Source organism: Pseudomonas sp. NFX5 (assembly GCF_049132125.1).
GTDB classification, from domain to species: domain Bacteria; phylum Pseudomonadota; class Gammaproteobacteria; order Pseudomonadales; family Pseudomonadaceae; genus Aquipseudomonas; species Aquipseudomonas marginalis.
In genome coordinates this window covers 1-20885 of sequence record NZ_JAFMZG010000018.1, presented here as the reverse complement: position 1 = coordinate 20885, position 20885 = coordinate 1, and the positions used below count along the sequence as shown (strand labels likewise).

The window sequence follows — 20885 nt, the reverse complement described above, 5'->3', positions numbered from 1 at the left end:
AAATGAGGCGTAAGTCTAAAGACCGATGCACCCAGCGGCAAGCAAAGGCCAAATGTGGGAGGGGCAAGTCGAATCGTCGCCCCGCCCCTCCTGCATTTGCTCTGCCTGTCAGATCAGTCCGAACAGTTCCTTCGGCATGTTCGCGAAGTCAGCCAGGTACGGGATGCCCCAGCCTTGTATCAGCTGGATCGCGATAAACGCGAAGATCGGCGAAATATCCAGGCCGCCCAGGTTGGGCACCCAGCGGCGGAACGGCGCGAGCACCGGCTCGGTGATCTGAGACACCAGCTCGGCACCTGGGCTGCGGCTACCCGGCGCGACCCAGGACAGGATCACGCTGATGATCATCGACCAGAAGATGATCTTCAAAAACAACGAGAAGATCCCGATCAGTGCCCACGGCAACAGCAGCACGGTGTAAGGCAGGTAGCCCTTGAGCATCAGGACCAGCGCGAACAGCAGGATCTGCAGCAGCAGCGCCAGCACCAGCGACGACATGTCCAGGCCGAACATGCTCGGGACCACTCGGCGCAGGGGCTTGAGCAGCGGTTGGGTGGCCTTCACCACGAATTGGCACAGCGGGTTGTAGAAGTTCGCCCGCACCAGTTGCAGGATAAAACGCATCAGCACGATCAGCAGGTACAGGCTGCCCAAGGTCTGGATGATGAAGATGACGGCGTCATTGAGTCCAAGCATCATTTATTCCTTCGTAGGGGGACGACTATTTGCCCAGCTGCTCGGCCATTTCAGCCGAACGATGTGCTGCGGCACCCAGTGCTTTTTCCACCAGGGCTTCAAAGCCCCCGGCCTGGAACGATTCGATGGCAGCCTGCGTCGTGCCGCCGGGGGAAGTGACGCGGCGGCGCAACTCGGCAGCGTCCACCTCACTGGAGACAGCCATTTTCGCGGCGCCCAGGGCGGTTTGCTCGGCCAGTTGCTCGGCGACTTGCTGCGGCAGGCCCAGTTTCACGCCGGCGGCGGTCATGGCCTCGATCAGCAGGAAGAAGTAAGCCGGGCCGCTGCCCGACACGGCGGTGACCGCGTCCAGTTGCTGCTCCTGTTCCAGCCACAGGGCGATGCCCACGGCGGACAGCAGTTCCTGGGCCTGGTCACGTTGCTCGGCGGTCACCTCGTGGGTGGCGTACAAACCGCTCACACCCTGGCGCAGCAGCGCCGGGGTGTTGGGCATGCAACGCACGATCGGTTGCGCGCCGAGCCAGTTGTTCATGCTGGCGCAGGTGATGCCGGCGGCGATCGACACCACCAGTTGGTGCGGCTGCAGGCTTGGGCGCAGGCTTTCGCACACGGCCTTCATGGCCTGTGGCTTGACCGCCAGCACGATCACATCGACACCTTGGATGGCTTCGGCGTTATCGGCGAAGGTTTCGATACCGTGCTCGGCGCTGACGCGGGCACGGGTCTCGGCGCCCGGATCGCTGGCGCGGATCTGCGCCGCTTCCAGGCCCTTGGCCCGCAGGCCGCCGATCAGGCTGGCCGCCATGTTGCCGGCGCCGATAAAGGCAATACGCGTGTTGCTCATGACAGGTCCTTACTTAGATGGATGTCAGCCATTTCATGGCTGGCCGTAGTCGCGGGCGCCAAACAGGGCGGTACCGATCCGCACCCAGGTGGCGCCCTGGGCGATGGCCGACTCAAGGTCGTGGCTCATGCCCATGGAAAGTGTGTCGAGCGGCAGGTTCAGGCTGTTTTGCAGGTCGCGCACGCTGGAAAACGCGGCGTCTTGTTCGGCCCGATCGTCCGTCGGCTCGGGAATCGCCATCAGGCCCCGCAGCTTCAAGCGCGGCAGGGCGCTGATGGCGTTGGCCAGGGCCGGCAGGTCGGCGGAGGTGCAGCCGGACTTGCTGGCCTCGCCACTGACATTGACCTGGATGCAGATATTCAGCGGTGGCAGGTCGGCCGGGCGTTGCTCGGACAGGCGTTGTGCAATTTTGAGACGGTCCACGGAATGCACCCAAGCGAAATTCTCGGCGATGGCGCGAGTCTTGTTCGATTGAATGGGGCCGATGAAGTGCCAACTCAAGGGCAGGTCGGTTAATTCGGCCTGCTTGCCCAGGGCTTCCTGCAGGTAGTTTTCGCCAAAATCACGCACCCCGGCGGCATAGGCTTCACGCACGGCTTGGGCGGGTTTGGTCTTGCTCACGGCCAGCAGGTGGATGCTGTTTGCGTCACGTTGCACGGCGTCGGCTGCGGCGCGGATGCGCTGGCTAACCTGGCCGATGTTGTCTGCTATCGTCGACATTCAAGATGCGCCCGTGGATATGGAGTCCGCGGCATTCTACTGGAAATGGAAAGCCCTATGGATATCACTGAATTACTGGAGGCCGGCGTGCGTCGCGGCGCTTCCGACCTGCATCTGTCGGCCGGTATGGCGCCCATGCTGCGTATTGACGGTGAGGTCTGGCCGTTGGATTGGCCGGTGCTTTCACCCCCGCAAGTAGCGGATTTATTGAGCCCGTTGCTCAACCGCTACCAACAAAAGGATTTCGAAACATCTCTTGAAACGGATTTTGCCTTCGAGTTGCCGGGCGTGGCGCGGTTCCGGGCGAACGTATTCCAGCAGGATCGCGGCATGGGCGCGGTGTTTCGCACCATCCCGGCCGAGGTCCAGAGCCTGGAAAACCTCGGCCTGGGGGAAGTGTTCCAGCGTATCGCCCAGCTTGCGCGCGGCCTGGTGCTGGTGACGGGCCCCACCGGCTCCGGCAAGTCCACTACCCTGGCGGCGATGATTGATTACCTCAACCAGCATCGGCGCCAGCACATCCTCACGCTGGAAGACCCCATCGAGTTTATCCACACGCCGAAAATCGCCCTGATCAACCAGCGCCAGGTGCATCGCGACACCCACAGTTTCTCGCTGGCCTTGCGTTCGGCGCTGCGCGAAGACCCCGACGTGATCCTGGTGGGCGAACTGCGCGACCTGGAAACCATCCGCCTGGCCCTGACGGCGGCTGAGACCGGGCATCTGGTATTTGGCACCCTGCACACCACCTCGGCGGCAAAGACCGTGGACAGGCTGGTGGACGTGTTCCCGGCGGGGGAAAAGGCCATGGTCCGCTCGATGCTGTCGGAGTCGTTGCAGGCGGTAGTGTCCCAGGTGCTGGTCAAGAAGGTTGGCGGCGGGCGGGTGGCGGCCCATGAAATCATGCTGGGTACGCCAGCCATTCGAAATTTGATCCGCGAGGACAAGGTGGCGCAGATGGTCTCGGCGATTCAGACCGGCGGTGCGCTGGGTATGAAAACGCTGGATATGAGCTTGAAGGCGTTGGTCACGGAAGGCGTGATCAGCCGGGAAGAGGCGCGGGAGAAGGCGAGGGTGCCTGGGGATATCTGAGGGGTTGTGAACGACACACATCAAATGTGGGAGGGGGCTTGCCCCGATAGCGGTGGATCAGTCAGCTTATCTGTACCTGGCCCACTGCTATCGGGAGCAAGCCCCCTCCCACATGTACTACTGCATTCCAGCTTCAGATCAGCGTTGTACTACCCGCAAGGTGTTCTGCTCTTTCGGCAGAACCCGCTTGGCAATCACGTAGTTCTTGTCCCAGAACGGCTTTTTCAGCGTGTCGATGCTGACCGACTTGCCACGACGCGGTGCGTGGATGAAGCGGTCGTTGCCCAGGTAGATGGCTACGTGGTTCACCTGGCGGCTCTTCAGTTTGAAGAACAACAGGTCACCCGGTTTCAGGTCCTTGCGCTCAACCTTCTGCCCATGACCGGCGGCCATGGCGTTGGAGGTGCGCGGCAGATCCACGGCCGCTACGTCGTTAAACGCATATTTCACCAGGCCGCTGCAGTCAAACCCTTTACTTGGGCTGCTGCCGCCCCAACGATAAGGCGTACCGAGCACGTTTACGGCGCGGCTGAGGACGGTGCTGCTTTGCCTGGTGTTGACTGCCATCAGGCCTGGAACTGCTTTACCGTGGGCCTTGCTCAGTTGAGTCGGGCGGCTGACGGTTGGCTTTGCCGATTTGGCAGTGCTGGGCGCGCTGTGGACTTTAGGGGTGAAACCGTTGACGTTCGGAAGTCGTTGCTCACGATTGGTGGCGTGGGCGGCCAGTGGCATTAATAGGCAAATGGTTAGCCATGTCTTTAAAAATGGTCGCATCAGGCGTGGCTCTTATGGGTTTGCGCGCAACTTTATAACAGCTTTTTGTGTCGTTCTCAGGCCGTTTGTCGACTGAACCTTGGGGTCAAACTCAGGAAAAACGCGACGATTCGCCGCGATTGTCCTACACAAGTCAGGTGGCATAAGGCTTTCAGGGGAGGGAAGATACCATTTGCCGTACGTCGGGCGCCTGTAAAAAAGTCACAAAGAAAGTGAAAAAATTTATCTATCGAAGCAAAAGAGGTACGCCATGAACACCTATCAACAGGTTGGTCCGCAGCAAGACACCCACAGCAAGGTGATCGGTTACCTGCTCTGGATTTTCGGGTTTACCGGGGCCCATCGTTTCTATTACGGCAAACCGGTCACTGGAACGATCTGGTTTTTCACCCTCGGCTTGCTGGGGATCGGCTGGCTGATCGACCTGTTCCTGATTCCGGCCATGGACCGTGAAGCGGACCTGCGTTTTACCGCTGGGCCAATCGAATACAACGTGGCGTGGATTCTGTTGGCGTTCCTGGGGGTGTTCGGCGTGCACCGCATGTACCAGGGCAAATGGATCACCGGCCTGATCTACCTGCTGACCGGCGGCTTATTCCTGGTGGGGGTGCTGTATGACTTCTGGACCTTGAATACCCAGGTTTCGATCCGCAATGCCGAGCGCAACGGCGGCCGGTAGATCATAAATAACCTGTAGAAGCGAGCAAGCTCGCTCCTACAGTTTTTAATGGCTCAAGCCTGGTAGCTGATGCGCCCATCCACCAAGGTGTAGCGCACGCTCGCCGGCAGGCTATGGCCGATGAACGGGCAGTTCTCACCCTTGGACAGCCAGTGCTCGCCCGCAACCGTGGAGCCGGCCGGGTCAAACAGCACCAGATCCGCCGCCGACCCCACCGCCAGCTTGCCCGCCGGCAGGCGCAAGGCCTCGGCCGGGCCTGCGCTCAGGCGCGCCAGCAGTGTCGGCAGGTCCAGCAAACCGTCTTCCACCAACGTCATCGCCAGCGGCAGCAACAGCTCCACGCTGCTGATGCCCGGCTCCGTCGCGCCGAACGGCGCCAGCTTGGCATCGCGCTCATGGGGCTGGTGGTGGCTGGAAATCGCCGAGATCACACCGGATTTGACTGCCGCACGCAAACCGTCACGATCGGCCAGTGTGCGCAGCGGCGGTTGCACGTGGTAAAGGCTGGAGAAGTCGATCAGCGCCTCATCCGTCAGCAGCAACTGATACAACGCCACGTCTGCCGTCACCGGCAGGCCACGGGCCTGGGCCTGGGCGATCAGGGCCACGCCCCGGGCGCTGGTCAGTTGGCTGAAGTGCGCACGCACGCCGCTTTGTTCCACCAGCAGCAGGTCACGGGCCAGGGCTACGGTTTCAGCGGTTTCCGGAATACCCGGCAAGCCGAGGAAGCTGGCGACCGCACCTTCATGGGCCAGGCCGCCTTCGGCCAGGTCGCGGTCCTGGGAGTGGAAGATCACCGTCAAGTCGAAGGTGGCCGCGTATTCCAGGGCGCGGCACAGGGTGCGGGTGCTGCGGAAACTCTCCAGGCCGTTGCCGAACGCCACGCAACCGGCATCGCGCAGGGCGATCAGTTCGGCGAGTTGTTCGCCTTCCAGGCCTTTGCTCAGGGCGCCGATGGGGAACACTTTGCAATTGCCGGCTTCACGGGCACGGTCGAGGATCAGCTCGGTCACGGCCGACGTGTCGAGCACCGGCTTGGTGTGCGGTGGGCAGCACAGGCTGGTGACGCCACCGGCTGCGGCCGCGCGGGTCTCGCTGGTGATATTGCCTTTGCGGCTGAAGCCCGGCTCGCGCAGGGCGACGTTCAGGTCAACCAGGCCGGGCGCGGCCACCAGGCCTTTGGCGTCGATGGTCTCGCTGGGGCTGAAAGCACCGGGCGCGGCACCGATGGCGATGATCCGGCCGGCCTCCAGGTGCAGATCGGTAACGTGATCCAGGCCACTGGCCGGATCGATGACTCGGGCGCCGAGAATGCTGAGCTTCACTGGGCCTTCTCCTGCTCGAATTGACGTTGCGCGGTTTGTCCGCTCATGGCCATGGACAACACCGCCATGCGCACGGCGATGCCATACGTGACCTGGTTGAGAATCACCGACTGGCTGCCGTCGGCCACCGCCGACTCAATCTCCACGCCTCGGTTGATCGGCCCCGGGTGCATCACGATGGCGTCCGGCTTGGCGCCGGCCAGGCGTGCGGTGGTCAGGCCGAACAGACGGTAGAACTCGCCTTCGCTCGGCAGCAGGCCACCCGACATGCGTTCGCGTTGCAGGCGCAGCATGATCACCACGTCCACATCCTTGAGGCCTTCGGTCATGTCGGTGTAGACCTTCACGCCGTATTGCTCGATGCCGATGGGCAGCAGGGTTTTCGGTGCGATCACGCGGATGTCCGGGCAACCCAGGGTTTTCAGGGCCAGCATGTTCGAGCGTGCCACCCGCGAGTGCAGGATGTCGCCGACGATGGCCACCGAGAGGTTTTCAAAGCTGCCCTTGTGCCGGCGTATGGTGAGCATGTCGAGCATGCCCTGGGTCGGGTGGGCGTGACGGCCGTCGCCGCCGTTGATGATCGCCACCTGCGGGCACACGTGCTCGGCAATGAAGTGGGCGGCACCGGAGTCGCCGTGGCGCACCACGAACATGTCGGCGGCCATCGCTTCCAGGTTGCGCAGGGTGTCGAGCAGGGTCTCGCCCTTGCTCGCCGACGAGGTGGACACGTTCAGCGTGATCACGTCGGCCGACAGCCGTTGGGCCGCCAGTTCAAAGGTGGTCCGTGTACGGGTGGAGTTCTCGAAGAACACGTTGCAGATGGTCTTGCCGCGCAGCAGCGGGACTTTCTTCACCGCCCGGCCGCCAACCTCGAGGAACGAGTCGGCGGTGTCGAGGATTTCGGTGAGCAGTTCGCGGGGCAAACCGTCGAGGGACAAGAAGTGTTGCAACTGGCCCTGAGCATTGAGCTGCAGCGGGCGCTTGGCATCTAGAGGCGTCATCGCGGGGACTCTTTACAAGGCGGTTTAAAGGGCAAGGTCTTGCAGTTCGAGTTCGAGCGGCGTGGGACCGGACAATTTTACTCGCTGGCTGGCCTCAAGGGACAGCGTGGCGCCAACCACGTCCGGGCTGATGGGCAGTTCGCCTGCCTCCAGGTCCAGCAGGCAGACCAGGGTGATGCTGGCCGGGCGCCCGTAATCGAACAATTCATTCATGGCGGCGCGGATGGTACGGCCGCTCATCAGTACATCGTCGATCAGCACCAGGTGCTGGCCTTCAATCTCGAACGGCAGGGCGGACGGGCGCACTTGCGGGTGCAGGCCGTTCTGGCTGAAGTCGTCGCGGTAGAAGGACACGTCCAGGGTACCCAAGGGTGAGTCGCTGCCCAGTTCGTCCAGCAACGCCTGGGCGACCCACACACCACCGGTGCGAATGCCGATAAAGCGCGGTTCGCTGATGCCACGGTGTTCCAGGTGCGTCTTGAGGCTAACCGCCATCTGGCGGATCAGTTCGGCGGGGTTTGGCAGGCTCATGGTGGCTCCTTCAAGGCCTTGCGCGGCGGGGGCGACGACAAGGTCCGGGCTCAAACGTAAGAAGACGCGGCAAGCCGCGTCAGTCAGGATTCAAATAAAGCAGTGTTTTCGTCCAGCCAGCCCTGTAACAGCAAGGCGGCGGCGATGGCGTCCACCGGGTTGTCGCGGTAGCTGCCTTTCTGGCCGCCACGGTCACGGCGCTCGCCCTTGGCTTCAAAGGTGGTCAGGCGTTCATCGTGGGTATAGAAGGGCAGGTTGTAGCGGCCATTAAGACGGCGGGCGAACTTTTCGGCGCGCAGGCACATGTCGCTGGGGGTGCCGTCCATGTTCAGGGGCAGGCCGACCACTACGGCATCGGGCTTCCACTCTTTGATCAGGGCTTCGACCTGGTTCCAGTCCGGTATGCCGTTCTGGGCCTTGAGGGTGCACAGCTCGCGGGCCTGGCCGGTGATGACCTGGCCGACCGCTACGCCGATCTGCTTGGTGCCGTAGTCAAAGCCGAGGATCAGACGCAAGGCCATCAGGCGTGCCCCGCCTGGCTGGTCAGCAGGCTGAGGTTGACCCGCAGCTTGGCCGCGGCGGCTTCCAGGCGCAATTCGCTTGCGGTGTTGAACAGGATGTCGGCATCGAACGGGCAGGTCAGCCAGGCATTGCTGGCCAGTTCGGCTTCCAGCTGCCCGGCTTCCCAGCCGGCGTAACCCAGGGTGATCACACTTTGCTCAGGGCCCACGCCGTCGGCGATGGCGAACAACACGTCCTGGGAGGTGGACAGCGAGACTCCGTCCAGGTCAACCGTGGCCTGGAACTTCGGCCCGGTGGGGTGCAGCACAAAGCCGCGATCGGTCTGCACCGGCCCGCCGATGTAGATCGGCACGCCCTGGCAACGGGCCGGCGGGTCGACCTCCGGACGCAGTTGTTCAAGGATATCGGCCAGGTTCAGCGCCTGCGGGCGGTTCACCACCAACCCCATGGCACCATTGGCCGTGTGCTCGACGATGTAGGTCAAGGTCTGCGCAAAGTTCGGGTCGGCCATATGGGGCATGGCGATCAGGAATTGGTGCTTGAGGTAGGTCGGGCTGACATTTTTCATGTCCGCTAGTGTGGCGTTGGAGGGGCGAACTGACAAGCTGGACGTGACCCGAATACCGTGCTGTCGGCTTTTCTGTAGGACGGCGCGTTCAGTTGCTGGAAAGGCGATCACCCTTGGCAAACTTCCAGGTGCGGATGATTTCCAGACGGTCCACATCGTTCAAGTCCCCGGTAAACGGGGCAAAGGGCGCGGCCAGGCGCACGATGCGTTGGGCCGCCTGGTCCAGCAGCGGCTGACCGGACGATTCCAGCACCTGCACTTCATATAAGGTGCCGTCGCGGTTGATCGACACCAAAAGACGCAAATTGCCGTAGATCTGCTGGCGCCGTGCCTCTTCCGGGTAGTTGAGGTTACCGATGCGCTCGACCTTCTTACGCCACTCGTCCTTATACCAGGCGCCCTTGTCGCGCATGGTCGAGGCGGCGTTCAGGCGGTAAATGCGTGGGCGCTTGGCGTACAGCTGTTGTTCATGGGCCAGTTCGGCTTCCAGGCTGGAGATTTCGTCGGACAGTGTCGAGCTGTCGAACGTCGGTGCCGGCTTCACGGGCTCGGGTTGCGGCTCGGTCTTGGTTTTCTCGCGCTGGACTGGGGCTTTTTGCGGCTTGGGTGCGACGGTGGTCACCGTGGGCTTGGGCGTGGCCTGTTTGACTTCAGGCTTGGGCGCCGGCGGCGGTGTGACCTTATTGACCTTGTTGTCCTGGAAGGGCGCCACTTCGGTGGTCTTGGGGATCGCCTTCTTGTCCAGGGTGCCACTGCCCTGCTGGTTGTCCTGGGCGAGAAAGTCGGCCTTCTCGGGCTTCTTTTCGCTCTTGAACGTGGCGAGGGTGATTTCCAGGGTCTTGGTGATCTGCTTGGGCTCGACCATGGTGAAACCCACGCCGAGGATCAAGGCCAGGTGAATCAATGCCGCGAGAAACAGGGTAAATCCGAGCCGATCAGCCGGGCGCACGCCGCTGTGGGAGAGTTCGGAGGGCAGATCGGACGGGAGTGTCATGACAAGAAAACCAACATCGCGCGTTTCACAGGTCGGGCATGATAGCGCAATGTTGGTATGTGTCCGGCTGTTCTATATCAGTTGGCCTGCAGCTTGCGTTCGATGGCGGCCATCAACATTTCGCCGATGTTCGTGCCAAATGCGTTATCGATCTCGCGAATGCAGGTCGGGCTGGTGACATTGATTTCGGTAAGATTTTCCCCAATTACGTCAAGGCCTACAAACAGCAAACCCTTTTCCCGCAGGGTCGGGCCAACCTGGCTGGCGATCCAGCGGTCCTTGTCGGACAACGGCCGAGCTTCGCCTCGACCGCCTGCTGCCAGGTTGCCACGGGTCTCGCCCGCCGCCGGAATACGCGCCAGGCAGTAATCCACCGGCTCGCCGTCGATCATCAGGATGCGTTTGTCGCCGTCCTTGATCGCCGGCAGGTAGGCCTGGCCCATTATCTGCTGGGTGCCCAGGGCGGTCAGGGTTTCGAGGATCACCGACAGGTTCGGGTCGCCGGCGCGGTGACGGAAGATCGAGGTGCCTCCCATGCCGTCCAGCGGCTTGAGGATCACATCACCGTGTTTGGCGGCAAATTCACGCAGCACGTCGGCACGACGGCTGACCACGGTGGGCGGCGTGCACTGCGGGAACAACGTGGCGAACAGCTTTTCATTGCAGTCGCGCAGGCTTTGCGGCTTGTTGACGATCAGCACGCCGGCACGCTCGGCCTGCTCCAGCAGGTAGGTGGAGTAGACGAACTCCATGTCGAACGGCGGGTCCTTGCGCATCAGGATCACGTCGAGGTCGCTCAGGGGGCTGTCGATTTCGTCCTGCAGTTCGAACCACTTCTCGGGGTTGGCAAACACCTGCAGCGGGCGCATGCGTGCACGGGCCTCGCCGTCGCCCTGGTAAAGGTCGCGCTGCTCCATATAGAACAGGCTCCAGCCGCGGGCCTGGGCGGCCAGGAGCATGGCCAGCGAGCTGTCCTTTTTATAGGAAATGCTGGCGATAGGGTCCATGACAATGCCGACGCGAACGCTCATGGGGGATTTCCTCTAGCAAAATTGGGGCGCATAAAAGTGGCGTCAGAGTGGCGCTGCGGCTGTTGTGGGTCAAGGAAAAACCACCGGGCGGGTGCCTCGATAGATTGCTCCCCGAGACTGTGCTAAAAAGACTGCCACGGCGCAGCAGCCCTTGAATTCCAAGGCCTGCGGCGCTCATCCTGTGCAACATCAGGCAGTACACACCGAAAACCGATTCGCTGTGGCGATGGTAGAGCAGATATGGAACAGCATTCCAACGCCTTGAGAGTGATGGTGATCGACGATTCGAAGACGATCCGCCGCACCGCCGAGACGCTGTTGAAGAACGTGGGCTGCGATGTCATCACGGCCATCGACGGTTTCGATGCCCTGGCCCGGATTGTGGATCATCACCCGCACATTATCTTTGTCGACATCATGATGCCGCGCCTGGATGGCTATCAGACCTGCGCCCTGGTGAAGAACAACCCGGTGTTCAAGTCGATCCCGGTGATCATGCTGTCCTCCAAGGACGGTCTGTTCGACAAGGCCAAGGGGCGCATCGTGGGTGTCGATCAGTTTTTGACCAAGCCTTTCAGCAAGGAAGAACTGCTGAGTGCGATCAAGGCCTATGTGCCCGGGTTCGCCGCAGTGGAACAAGCACACTGACGCCGCCTCACAAGGGCCGGCGCCGACCAATGTAGTGGGGAAAACCATGGCACGTGTTCTGATCGTCGACGATTCGCCGACCGAAATGTACAAACTGACCGGCATGCTGGAAAAGCACGGCCACCAGGTCCTCAAGGCCGAGAACGGCGCCGACGGCGTGGCCCTGGCCCGCCAGGAAAAGCCCGACGCCGTGCTGATGGACATCGTGATGCCGGGCCTCAATGGCTTCCAGGCCACCCGCCAGCTGTCCAAGGAGCCGGAAACCAACGGCATCCCGATCATCATCATCACCACCAAGGATCAGGAGACCGACAAGATCTGGGGCGCACGCCAGGGTGCCAAGGATTACCTGACCAAGCCTGTGGACGAGGAAACCCTGATCGCCACCCTGAACAAGGTGCTGGCCGGCTGACGGCACGCCATCATGACCGAGTCGCAAACCGCCTTCGAGTTGCTGCTGGACATCGACCGCCGCTGCCGCCTGCTGGCCGCCGACCTGCCATCCCAGGAAACCCGCCTGCAACGCTGGAGCGGGATTGGCTTTCGCCTGGGGCAGCATTGGTATGTCGCGCCCATGGGCGAAGTCGCCGAAGTCCTGCATGAGCCGCGTTGCACTTTAATGCCCGGGGTCAAGGCCTGGGTCAAGGGTGTTGCTAACCTGCGCGGGCGTTTGCTGCCGGTGATGGACCTCGGCGGCTTCCTTGGGCTTGAGCTGTCCAAGGCGCGCAAGCAACGGCGGGTGCTGGTGGTGGAATACAACGATCTGTTTGTCGGGCTGCTGGTAGACGAGGTGGTGGGGATGCAGCATTTTGCACAAGACGCCTTGCTGGTGAGCCCCAGCCCCGGCGCGCCATTTATCCAGGGCCAATTCGACGGCGAGCCGCTGTGGCAGGTCTTCAGCCCCTTCGCCCTGGCCCAGGCCCCTGGCTTCATGGATGTCGCCGCATGACCACCGCTACTACGCCCAAACCCCAGGCCGGCTCACGCAGCCGTTCACAGATCATCGTGCTGTTTATCGCGCTGATCGTATTCATCATGCTGCTGTTCGCCAACTTCGCTTACCTCAACACCCAGTCCACCTATGACAAGCAGTACATCGGCCACGCCGGTGAACTGCGCGTGCTGTCCCAACGCATTGCCAAGAACGCTACCGAGGCCGCCGCCGGCAAGGCCGCCGCATTCAAGCTGTTGGGCGATGCGCGCAACGACTTTGCCCGACGCTGGGGCTACCTGAAAAAAGGCGACCCGGAAACCGGCCTGCCCGCTGCGCCCAGTGCGGTCCGTGCCGAAATGCGCGCGGTGCAGACCGACTGGGAGGCGCTGCTGAAAAACACCGACGCGATCCTCGCCAGCGAACAGACCGTGCTGTCCCTGCACCAAGTGGCCGCGACCCTCGCCGAAACCGTACCGCAATTGCAGATGGAGTCGGAAAAGGTCGTCGACATCCTGCTGCAACGCGGCGCGCCGGCCAGCCAGGTGGCCTTGGCCCAGCGCCAGTCGCTGCTGGCCGAGCGTATCCTGGGCGCGGTCAACACGGTGCTGGCCGGTGACGAAACCGCCGTCCAGGCCGCCGACACCTTTGGCCGCGATGCCAATCGCTTCGGGCAGGTGCTCAATGGCATGCTCAACGGCAACCCCGGGCTGCGCATCACTCAGGTAGAAGACCGCGATGCCCGCGCGCGGCTGGCGGAAATCGCCGAGCTGTTCGAGTTTGTCTCCGGCTCCGTGGATGAAATCCTCGAAACCTCGCCGCAGCTGTTCCAGGTCCGCGCCTCGGCGAGCAATATTTTCAACCTGTCGCAAACCCTGCTCGATGAAGCCTCGCACCTGGCCACCGGTTTTGAAAACCTCGCCAGCGGACGCAGCTTCGACACCATCGGCGGCTATGTGCTGGGCCTGTTGGCGCTGGCCTCGATCATCCTGATCGGCCTGGTGATGGTGCGCGAAACCAACCGCCAACTGCACGAGACCGCCGAGAAGAACGAGCGCAACCAGAACGCGATCATGCGCCTGCTCGATGAAATCGAAGACCTGGCCGACGGCGACCTCACCGTGACCGCCTCGGTGACCGAAGACTTCACCGGCACCATCGCCGACTCCATCAACTATTCCGTGGACCAACTGCGCGACCTGGTGGCCACCATCAATCTCACCGCCGGGCAAGTGGCGGGCGCCGTGCAAGAGACCCAGGCCACCGCCATGCACCTGGCCCAGGCCTCCGAGCATCAGGCCCAGCAGATCGCCGAAGCCTCCACCGCGATCAACCAGATGGCCCAGTCCATCGACCAGGTGTCGGCCAACGCGGCCGAGTCCTCGGCGGTGGCGGAACGTTCGGTGGAAATCGCCAACAAAGGCAACGAGGTGGTGCACAACACCATCCACGGCATGGACAACATCCGCGAACAGATCCAGGACACCGCCAAGCGCATCAAGCGCCTGGGCGAGTCGTCCCAGGAGATTGGCGACATCGTCAGCCTGATCGACGACATTGCCGACCAGACCAACATCCTCGCCCTCAACGCCGCGATCCAGGCGAGCATGGCCGGGGATGCCGGGCGCGGCTTTGCGGTGGTGGCCGATGAAGTGCAGCGGCTGGCCGAACGTTCGTCGGCGGCCACCCGGCAGATTGAAACCCTGGTGCGCGCGATCCAGGCCGACACCAACGAAGCCGTCATTTCCATGGAGCAGACCACCACCGAAGTGGTGCGCGGTGCACGGCTGGCCCAGGACGCCGGGGTGGCGCTGGAAGAGATCGAAGGCGTATCGAAAACCCTGGCCGCGCTGATCCAGAGCATCTCCAACGCGGCGCAGCAACAGACCTCATCGGCGGGGCAGATCTCCCTGACCATGAACGTGATCCAGCAGATCACCACGCAGACGTCATCGGGCTCCACCGCTACCGCCGAAAGCATCGGCAACTTGGCGAAGATGGCCAGCCAGTTGCGCAGGTCGGTGTCGGGTTTCACCTTGCCTGCGGCCAAACAGGTTGATGATTGAAATGCGATCCAAATGTGGGAGGGGCTTGCCCCCTCCCACACTAGATCTCTATTGGCTTTGAGATCCAGGCAACCCACGAATTCTAAGCGGAGCAGTTATGGTTGATCGGCACGACTACGTGGCCCTTGAATGGGTCAAGGGCGACATTGCCGAAACCCTGAAGCAGGCCCGTTCGGCGCTGGATGCATTTGTCGAGACCCACGACGATGGCGTGATCAGCCAGTGCCTGGACGCTATCCACCAGGTGCATGGTGCGCTGCAAATGGTCGAGTTCTACGGCGCGGCGCTGCTGGCCGAAGAGATCGAGGAACTGGCCCTGGCGCTCCAGGCCGGGCATGTCGGCCAGCGCGAGGAAAGTATCCGCCTGCTGCAACAGGCCTTGGGCCAACTGCCGTTGTACCTTGACCGGGTGCACAGCGCTCGCCGTGATTTACCGCTGGTGGTGCTGCCGCTGCTCAACGACCTGCGCAGTGCCCACGGCGAAAGCCTGCTGTCGGAAACCAGCTTGTTCAGCCCGCAACTGCTGTCGATTGCGCCGCTTGCCGAGGACGCCCTGGCCCAACGCGCGCCGGCCGACCTCCAGGCGCAACTGCGCCAGTGGCATCAACTGTTGCAGCAAGCCCTCGCCGGGCTGCTGCGTGAAGACCACGGGCCGAGCAACCTGGAAGACATGGCGCGGGTGTTCGCGCGCCTTGAGGCGCTGTGCCAGGGCGCGCCGCTGTTGCCGCTGTGGCAAGTGGCGTCGGCGCTGGTCGAGGGCATGCTCACCGGCGTGGTCGCCAACAGCCCGGCGCTGCGCAGCCTGCTCAAGGCCAGCGACAAGCAGCTCAAGCGCCTGCTGGCGCAGGGCATCGGCGGGATCAACCAGCCCGCACCGGATGAACTGCTCAAGAGCCTGTTGTTTTACGTCGCCAAAGTCACCCGGCCGACCCCGCGCATGCAGAGTCTGAAAGAGCGCTACAGCCTGGATGAGGCCTTGCCCGACAGCACGGTGGTGGACGCCGAACGCGCGCGCCTTGCCGGGCCGGATCGCAACGCCATGGGCTCGGTGCTCGGTGCGTTGTGTGAAGAGTTGGTGCGGGTCAAAGAGCGCCTCGACCTGTTCGTGCGCAGCGACCGCCAGCACACGAGCGACCTCGACGCGCTGCTGGCGCCCCTGCGACAGATTGCCGATACCCTCGCGGTGCTGGGGTTTGGCCAGCCGCGCAAAGTCATCATCGACCAGCTGGCCGTGGTATTGAGCCTGGCCCAGGGGCATCGCGAGCCCAACGATGCGGTGTTGATGGACGTCGCCGGTGCGTTGCTCTATGTGGAAGCCACGCTGGCGGGAATGGTCGGCACCGTCGAGCCGGAAGGCCACGAAGAAAGCCGCCTGCCCACCACCGACCTGACCCAGATCCACCAGTTGGTCATCCGCGAATCCTGCCAGTGCCTGCAGCAAGCCAAGGAGCTGGTGATCGACTGTATCGAAGCCGATTGGGACCGCCAGCGCCTGGAATCCCTGCCGGAACTGCTGAGCCAGGTGCGCGGCGCGCTGGCGATGATCCCCTTGCCCCGCGCGGCCAGCCTGATGCGCGGTTGCACCGATTACGTCGACGAACAGTTGATGGTCAACGACAGCCCGCCGTCGGAGCTGCAACTGGGGCATTTCGCTGACGTGATCAGCAGCCTGGAGTATTACCTCGAACGCATGCTCCAGGACCCGGACGCCGCCGGTGAGCGGGTGTTGGAACTGGCCACCCAAAGCCTGGCTGCGCTGGGTTACCTGCCCGCCGAAAAACCCTGGCGCCAGGCGCTGGCAGCACCCGATGGCGCGCTGTCGAGCGAGGTTGCGCCCAGCCAGTCCCAGTTCGACGCATTGGCCAACCCCACTTCGGGCCTCAATCCGCCGGCCTTGCAACGCCCCGGTAGCCTGCTGCCGCCGCCGGCCGATGAAGCGCCCATCGACGATGAACTGCGCGACGTCTTCCTCGAAGAAACCGAGGAAGTCCTTGAGGTGCTGCACCGTCACCTGCCCAACAGCGCGGACAAAACCGCCCAGGGCGAAATGCGCCGCGCCTTCCACACCCTGAAAGGCAGCGGCCGCATGGTGCGCGCCCTGGTGCTGGCAGAATTGGCCTGGGCCGTGGAAAACCTGCTGAACCGTGTGCTCGAGCGCAGCGTGGCCCTCGGCCCCGAGATCCAACAGGTGCTGGATGACGCCGTGGCCCTGCTGCCGGCATTGATCGCCGACTTCGCGACGGGCGAGCAACACCAGCGCGATGAGGTCGACGCCCTGGCCGCCCGCGCCCACGCCTGGGCCAACGGCGCCCCAGCGTCGGTCGGCGAACCCCACGATCCGATGTTGCTGGAGATCTTCCGCAACGAAGCCCAGAGCCATCTGGACAGCCTCAACCACTTCCTGCAACAGGCCGCCGAGCATGTGCCGCTGCAAGTCAGCGATGAACTGCAACGCGCCCTGCACACCCTCAAGGGCAGCGCCTACATGGCCGGCGTGTTGCCGATCGCCGAGCTGGTGCGCCCACTGGATCACCTGACCCGCGAATACAAGGCCCATCGCCTGCCGCTGGACCTGGACGAAGTCGAGCTGCTGCTGGAAGCCGAAGGCCTGTTCCAGCGTGGGTTGCGTCAACTGGACCGCGATCCCCTGGTGCCGATCAAGGGCGCGGATGACTTGATCCGCCGGACCCAGGCCCTGCTCGACCATCAACTGGCCGCGCTGCTCGACGCCCCCAACACGGGGTTGCGGATCAAGCGCGACCCGCAACTGATCGCCAACTTCCTGGCCCAGGGCATGGACATTCTGCTCGACGCCGAAAGCCTGCTGCGCCGCTGGCAGCAGCACCCCGGCGAACGCCAGGAACTCACCGCGCTGCTGGATGAATTGACCACGCTGGGGGAGGGCGCCCATGTCGCTGACCTGCACGCCATCGATGAACTCTGCGAAGCCTTGCTCGACCTCTACGGCGCCGTGGAAGAAAGCAGCCTGGCGGTCAGCGAGCGGTTTTTCCATGAGGCCGAGCAGGCCCATGAAGCGCTGATCAACATGCTCGATCAATTGGCCGCCGGCCAGGAAATCATCCCGGCACCGGCACGTGTACACGCCCTGCGCGAACTGTTGGACGATGCACTGGACCCTTCTGCCACCGGCCTGATCAAAAGCGACGGCAGCCGCGCCTTGAGCATCTCCGAACTGGGCGCCGCCACCGCGCAACTGCAGGATGACACGTGGATCGACGATGAACTCGTGGAAATCTTCCTCGAAGAAGCCGTGGATATTCTCGACAGTGCGGGGCAGTCCCTGAAACGCTGGCTGCTGGAGCCGGACAGTGCCGCGCCGTTGTCGTCCCTGCAGCGCGATCTGCACACCCTCAAGGGCGGCGCGCGCATGGCCGACATCGGACCGGTGGCCGACCTGGCCCATGAACTGGAATGCCTGTACGAAGGCCTGGTGGATCGGCGCTACAGCTACTCCAGCGAGCTGTCGCAGGTGCTGATGGCCAGCCATGAGCGACTGGCCTTGCAACTGGAGGAACTGCAGCACCATCAACCCTTGAGCGACAGCGCCGAACTGGTCGCCCGGTTGCGCGCGCTACGCCAGGGCGGCATGCCGGCTGTACAGGCCGCCCCACCTGCGGAAACGCCGGGCACCGACCCCGAATTGCTGGACATCTTCCTCGAAGAAGCCGCCGACATTCTCGACAGCTCCGGCAGCGCCTTGCTGCGCTGGCAGGCCGAGCCGAACAATCGCCAGGAAGTCGAAACCCTGCTGCGCGACCTGCACACCCTCAAGGGCGGCGCGCGCATGGTCGAGATCGGGCCGATCGGTGACCTGGCCCATGAGCTGGAATTTCTCTACGAAGGGCTGTCCGCCGGTTTGCTCGCGCCGTCCGCCGAACTGTTCGCGTTGCTGCAGGGCTGCCACGACCGCCTGGCGCAGATGATCGACGCCGTGGCGGATGGGCTGCCGGTGGGTTCGGTGGACAAGCTTATCGAACGTATCAAGAGCCTGGTGCACCCCAGCGATGAGCCCGTGACGCCCGTGGCGCTGCCCGCAGGCAAGGCCGAAGCGGTGGTTGATCCCGGCGCCGACATGGTGAAGATTTCCGCTGACCTGCTGGACGACCTGGTCAACCTGGCCGGCGAGACCTCGATCTTCCGTGGTCGTATCGAGCAGCAAGTCAACGACGCGCGCATTGCCCTGCATGAGGTGGAAACCACTATCGAACGCATGCGCGACCAACTGCGCCGCCTCGACACCGAAACCCAGGGGCGAATCCTCAGTCGTCAACAGGCCGAGGCCGAGCGCCTGGGCTATGAAGAATTCGATCCGCTGGAAATGGACCGTCATTCGCAGTTGCAGCAGCTGTCCCGGGCGCTGTCGGAATCGGCCTCCGACCTGCTCGACCTCAAGGACACCCTCGACCGCCGCAACGAGGACGCCCATGGCCTGTTGCAGCAACAGGCGCGCATCAACACCGAGTTGCAGGAAGGCCTGATGCGCACGCGCATGGTGCCCTTCGAGCGCATGCTGCCGCGCCTCAAACGCATCGTGCGCCAGGTGGCGGGCGAGTTGGGCAAGGACGTGGAGTTCATCGTCGGCAATGCCGAGGGTGAAATGGACCGCAATGTGCTGGAGCGCATGGCGGCACCGCTGGAACACATGCTGCGCAACGCCGTCGACCATGGCCTGGAGCCCCGCGATGCGCGGCTGTTGGCCGGCAAGCCGGAGAAGGGCCGCATCACCCTGGACCTGACCCACGAAGGCGGCGATATCGTTTTCGACATGCGCGACGACGGTGCCGGTGTGCCTCTGGACGCGGTGCGGCGCAAGGCGATCAAGCGCGGTTTGCTCGCCCCTCATCAAGAGATGAGCGACCGTGATGTGTTGCAGTTCATCCTGCAGCCGGGGTTCTCCACGGCGGAAAAGATCACGCAGATTTCCGGGCGCGGCGTGGGCATGGACGTGGTGCACGAAGAAGTGCGCCAGCTCGGCGGCTCGATGTTCATTGACTCGACACCGGGGGAGGGCGTGCACTTTCGCATCCGCCTGCCGTTTACCGTGTCGGTCAATCGGGCGTTGATGGTGCACTGCGCGGACGATCAATATGCGATCCCGCTCAACACCATCGAAGGTCTGGTGCGGGTGCTGCCCCATGAGCTGGCGGGGCACTACCAGCAGGATCCGCCGTGTTATGAATATGCCGGCCAACGCTACGAGCTGTTTTACCTGGGTGACCTGCTGCACACCGTCGGTCGCCCGAAATTACTGGGCCAGTATCAACCCGTGCCGGTGTTGCTGGTGCAGTGCAACGAGCGCCGTGTGGCGGTGCATGTGGACGCCATGGCCGGCACCCGGGAGATTGTGGTCAAGGGCCTGGGCCCGCAGTTTTCCGGGGTGCAGGGGTTATCCGGCGCGACCATCCTGGGGGATGGGCGCGTGGTGTTGATCATCGACCTGCTCGCGCACATCCGCGCCCGGCAAACGGCCTTGCCGGCCCAGGCGGTGGATGCTCCGTTGATCCTCAACGACCCGCTGAAAAAGCGCCCGCTGCTGGTGCTGGTGGTGGACGACTCGGTCACCGTGCGCAAAGTCACCAGCCGCCTGTTGGAGCGCAACGGCATGAACGTACTCACCGCCAAGGACGGCATCGACGCCCTTGCCGTGCTCGAGGAACATACCCCCGACCTGATGCTGCTCGACATCGAAATGCCGCGCATGGACGGCTTCGAAGTGGCCATCAAGGTGCGCAATGACCCCCGGCTGATGCGCCTGCCGATCATCATGATCACCTCCCGCACCGGCCAGAAACACCGCGACCGCGCCATGGCCATCGGCGTCAACGACTACCTGGGCAAGCCGTACCAGGAATCGGTGCTGCTCGAAAGCATCGCCTACTGGAGCAAATCCCGTGCTTGACCACCGCACCAGCCAACTCACCGGCCTGCTCCTGCCCCTGGCCGACCGCCACCTGATACTGCCCAACGTCGCCATCGCCGAGTTGATCGACTTCCAGCGCGGCGAACCGGCCAGCGATGCGCCGCCGTGGTATTTGCGGCAAGTGACGTGGCGAGATCGACAAATCCCGTTGATCAGCTTTGAAGCGGCGTGCGGCGAGGCCGGCGTGACCGGCGAACGCTCGCGGATCGTGGTGTTGAATGCACTGGGCGGCCGACCGACGTTGAAGTTCATTGCGCTGGTGATCCAGGGGATTCCACGGTCGTACAAGCTCGATAGCGAATTGAGCTACGTGGACGTGCCGCTGTGCCCGCTGGAACTGGCGGCGGTGCAGGTGGGGGAACATGTGGCTAAGGTGCCGGATTTGATGGGGCTTGAAGCCTTATTGGTCGAGTCCGGACTGGCCTGAATCTAAGTCATGTGAGGATCCCCTGTGGGAGGGGGCTTGCCCCCGATGGCAGTGGGTCAGCCACCAGATGCAGTGACTGACACACCGCCATCGGG

The 20885-nt window shown here is 63.2% G+C and carries 19 protein-coding genes; 8 read left to right on the top strand and 11 right to left on the bottom strand.

All coding sequences use genetic code 11. The features are described 5' to 3' along the window. Window positions 1-108: 108 nt before the first annotated feature. The 3 genes from J1N02_RS11455 to J1N02_RS11445 are packed head-to-tail and all read right to left on the bottom strand — an operon-like array spanning window position 109 to window position 2260. A complete protein-coding gene (locus J1N02_RS11455; RefSeq protein ID WP_027606093.1) occupies window positions 109-696 on the bottom strand; it encodes a YggT family protein in 588 nt (195 codons plus the stop codon). Between the two features lie 25 nt (window positions 697-721). Next, window positions 722-1540: a pyrroline-5-carboxylate reductase gene (gene proC, locus J1N02_RS11450; RefSeq protein WP_027606092.1), complete on the bottom strand. Its 819-nt coding sequence runs from the start codon at window positions 1538-1540 to the stop codon at window positions 722-724. 33 nt (window positions 1541-1573) lie between these two features. Further along, window positions 1574-2260, bottom strand: a complete 687-nt coding sequence (locus J1N02_RS11445; RefSeq protein WP_027606091.1) for a YggS family pyridoxal phosphate-dependent enzyme — start codon at window positions 2258-2260, stop codon at window positions 1574-1576. 57 nt (window positions 2261-2317) lie between these two features. Between J1N02_RS11445 and J1N02_RS11440 the strand changes: the two genes are divergently transcribed. Then, a complete protein-coding gene (locus J1N02_RS11440; RefSeq protein ID WP_027606090.1) occupies window positions 2318-3352 on the top strand; it encodes a type IV pilus twitching motility protein PilT in 1035 nt (344 codons plus the stop codon). A gap of 138 nt (window positions 3353-3490) precedes the next feature. Here J1N02_RS11440 and J1N02_RS11435 read toward each other — a convergent pair whose 3' ends face one another. Further along, window positions 3491-4126 carry a C40 family peptidase gene (locus tag J1N02_RS11435; protein ID WP_027606089.1) on the bottom strand — a complete coding sequence of 212 codons (636 nt, stop codon included), beginning with the start codon at window positions 4124-4126 and terminating at the stop codon, window positions 3491-3493. Window positions 4127-4376: 250 nt separating this feature from the next. Between J1N02_RS11435 and J1N02_RS11430 the strand changes: the two genes are divergently transcribed. Then, window positions 4377-4805: an NINE protein gene (locus tag J1N02_RS11430; protein ID WP_027606088.1), complete on the top strand. Its 429-nt coding sequence runs from the start codon at window positions 4377-4379 to the stop codon at window positions 4803-4805. Between the two features lie 53 nt (window positions 4806-4858). On the opposite strand, the gene J1N02_RS11425 is transcribed toward J1N02_RS11430, so the two are convergent. From J1N02_RS11425 to gshB, 7 genes are all read right to left on the bottom strand, one after another. Beyond that, entirely contained in the window at window positions 4859-6130 is a 1272-nt protein-coding gene (locus J1N02_RS11425; protein ID WP_027606087.1) for a dihydroorotase, read from the bottom strand. Beyond that, the gene (locus J1N02_RS11420; RefSeq protein WP_027606086.1) at window positions 6127-7131 is read right to left on the bottom strand and encodes an aspartate carbamoyltransferase catalytic subunit; all 1005 of its coding nucleotides are present in this window, start codon (window positions 7129-7131) and stop codon (window positions 6127-6129) included. The genes J1N02_RS11425 and J1N02_RS11420 overlap by 4 nt, the downstream gene beginning before the upstream one ends. Before the next feature lie 24 nt (window positions 7132-7155). Continuing rightward, a complete protein-coding gene (pyrR, locus tag J1N02_RS11415) occupies window positions 7156-7662 on the bottom strand; it encodes a bifunctional pyr operon transcriptional regulator/uracil phosphoribosyltransferase PyrR (protein ID WP_027606085.1) in 507 nt (168 codons plus the stop codon). 83 nt (window positions 7663-7745) lie between these two features. Next, window positions 7746-8183 (bottom strand): Holliday junction resolvase RuvX, encoded by a 438-nt coding sequence (ruvX, locus tag J1N02_RS11410; protein WP_005792259.1) that lies wholly within the window; start codon window positions 8181-8183, stop codon window positions 7746-7748. Beyond that, complete coding sequence (locus J1N02_RS11405) at window positions 8183-8752, bottom strand: YqgE/AlgH family protein (protein WP_027606084.1); 570 nt, start codon at window positions 8750-8752, stop codon at window positions 8183-8185. The genes ruvX and J1N02_RS11405 overlap by 1 nt, the downstream gene beginning before the upstream one ends. Window positions 8753-8840: 88 nt before the next feature. Next, window positions 8841-9746, bottom strand: coding sequence for an energy transducer TonB (locus J1N02_RS11400; RefSeq protein ID WP_027606083.1), 906 nt, complete (start codon window positions 9744-9746; stop codon window positions 8841-8843). Between the two features lie 77 nt (window positions 9747-9823). Beyond that, window positions 9824-10777 carry a glutathione synthase gene (gshB, locus tag J1N02_RS11395; protein WP_027606082.1) on the bottom strand — a complete coding sequence of 318 codons (954 nt, stop codon included), beginning with the start codon at window positions 10775-10777 and terminating at the stop codon, window positions 9824-9826. A 240-nt stretch (window positions 10778-11017) separates the two neighbouring features. Here gshB and pilG point away from each other — a divergent pair, with 240 nt between their 5' ends. The 6 genes from pilG to J1N02_RS11365 all read left to right on the top strand — a co-directional run bounded on the left by pilG (window position 11018) and on the right by J1N02_RS11365 (window position 20790). Beyond that, window positions 11018-11425, top strand: coding sequence for a twitching motility response regulator PilG (gene pilG, locus J1N02_RS11390; RefSeq protein ID WP_027606081.1), 408 nt, complete (start codon window positions 11018-11020; stop codon window positions 11423-11425). Between the two features lie 46 nt (window positions 11426-11471). After that, window positions 11472-11837 (top strand): twitching motility response regulator PilH, encoded by a 366-nt coding sequence (pilH, locus tag J1N02_RS11385; protein ID WP_014720320.1) that lies wholly within the window; start codon window positions 11472-11474, stop codon window positions 11835-11837. 12 nt (window positions 11838-11849) lie between these two features. After that, window positions 11850-12374 (top strand): chemotaxis protein CheW, encoded by a 525-nt coding sequence (locus J1N02_RS11380; RefSeq protein WP_027606080.1) that lies wholly within the window; start codon window positions 11850-11852, stop codon window positions 12372-12374. Then, on the top strand, window positions 12371-14422 hold the full coding sequence (locus J1N02_RS11375; protein ID WP_027606079.1) for a methyl-accepting chemotaxis protein: 2052 nt from the start codon (window positions 12371-12373) through the stop codon (window positions 14420-14422). Before J1N02_RS11380 ends, J1N02_RS11375 begins: the two co-directional genes overlap by 4 nt. A 97-nt stretch (window positions 14423-14519) precedes the next feature. Continuing rightward, the gene (locus J1N02_RS11370; RefSeq protein ID WP_368963740.1) at window positions 14520-20342 is read left to right on the top strand and encodes an Hpt domain-containing protein; all 5823 of its coding nucleotides are present in this window, start codon (window positions 14520-14522) and stop codon (window positions 20340-20342) included. Further along, the gene (locus J1N02_RS11365) at window positions 20335-20790 is read left to right on the top strand and encodes a chemotaxis protein CheW (protein WP_027606077.1); all 456 of its coding nucleotides are present in this window, start codon (window positions 20335-20337) and stop codon (window positions 20788-20790) included. Before J1N02_RS11370 ends, J1N02_RS11365 begins: the two co-directional genes overlap by 8 nt. Window positions 20791-20885: the final 95 nt, after the last annotated feature.

Bases quoted from the DNA above. Each gene is read 5' to 3' on its own strand.
- J1N02_RS11455 (WP_027606093.1), bottom strand. From the start codon at position 696: ATGCTTGGACTCAATGACGCCGTCATCTTCATCATCCAGACCTTGGGC.
- proC (WP_027606092.1), bottom strand. From the start codon at position 1,540: ATGAGCAACACGCGTATTGCCTTTATCGGCGCCGGCAACATGGCGGCC.
- J1N02_RS11445 (WP_027606091.1), bottom strand. From the start codon at position 2,260: ATGTCGACGATAGCAGACAACATCGGCCAGGTTAGCCAGCGCATCCGC.
- J1N02_RS11440 (WP_027606090.1), top strand. From the start codon at position 2,318: ATGGATATCACTGAATTACTGGAGGCCGGCGTGCGTCGCGGCGCTTCC.
- J1N02_RS11435 (WP_027606089.1), bottom strand. From the start codon at position 4,126: ATGCGACCATTTTTAAAGACATGGCTAACCATTTGCCTATTAATGCCA.
- J1N02_RS11430 (WP_027606088.1), top strand. From the start codon at position 4,377: ATGAACACCTATCAACAGGTTGGTCCGCAGCAAGACACCCACAGCAAG.
- J1N02_RS11420 (WP_027606086.1), bottom strand. From the start codon at position 7,131: ATGACGCCTCTAGATGCCAAGCGCCCGCTGCAGCTCAATGCTCAGGGC.
- pyrR (WP_027606085.1), bottom strand. From the start codon at position 7,662: ATGAGCCTGCCAAACCCCGCCGAACTGATCCGCCAGATGGCGGTTAGC.
- ruvX (WP_005792259.1), bottom strand. From the start codon at position 8,183: ATGGCCTTGCGTCTGATCCTCGGCTTTGACTACGGCACCAAGCAGATC.
- J1N02_RS11405 (WP_027606084.1), bottom strand. From the start codon at position 8,752: ATGAAAAATGTCAGCCCGACCTACCTCAAGCACCAATTCCTGATCGCC.
- J1N02_RS11400 (WP_027606083.1), bottom strand. From the start codon at position 9,746: ATGACACTCCCGTCCGATCTGCCCTCCGAACTCTCCCACAGCGGCGTG.
- gshB (WP_027606082.1), bottom strand. From the start codon at position 10,777: ATGAGCGTTCGCGTCGGCATTGTCATGGACCCTATCGCCAGCATTTCC.
- pilG (WP_027606081.1), top strand. From the start codon at position 11,018: ATGGAACAGCATTCCAACGCCTTGAGAGTGATGGTGATCGACGATTCG.
- pilH (WP_014720320.1), top strand. From the start codon at position 11,472: ATGGCACGTGTTCTGATCGTCGACGATTCGCCGACCGAAATGTACAAA.
- J1N02_RS11380 (WP_027606080.1), top strand. From the start codon at position 11,850: ATGACCGAGTCGCAAACCGCCTTCGAGTTGCTGCTGGACATCGACCGC.
- J1N02_RS11375 (WP_027606079.1), top strand. From the start codon at position 12,371: ATGACCACCGCTACTACGCCCAAACCCCAGGCCGGCTCACGCAGCCGT.
- J1N02_RS11370 (WP_368963740.1), top strand. From the start codon at position 14,520: ATGGTTGATCGGCACGACTACGTGGCCCTTGAATGGGTCAAGGGCGAC.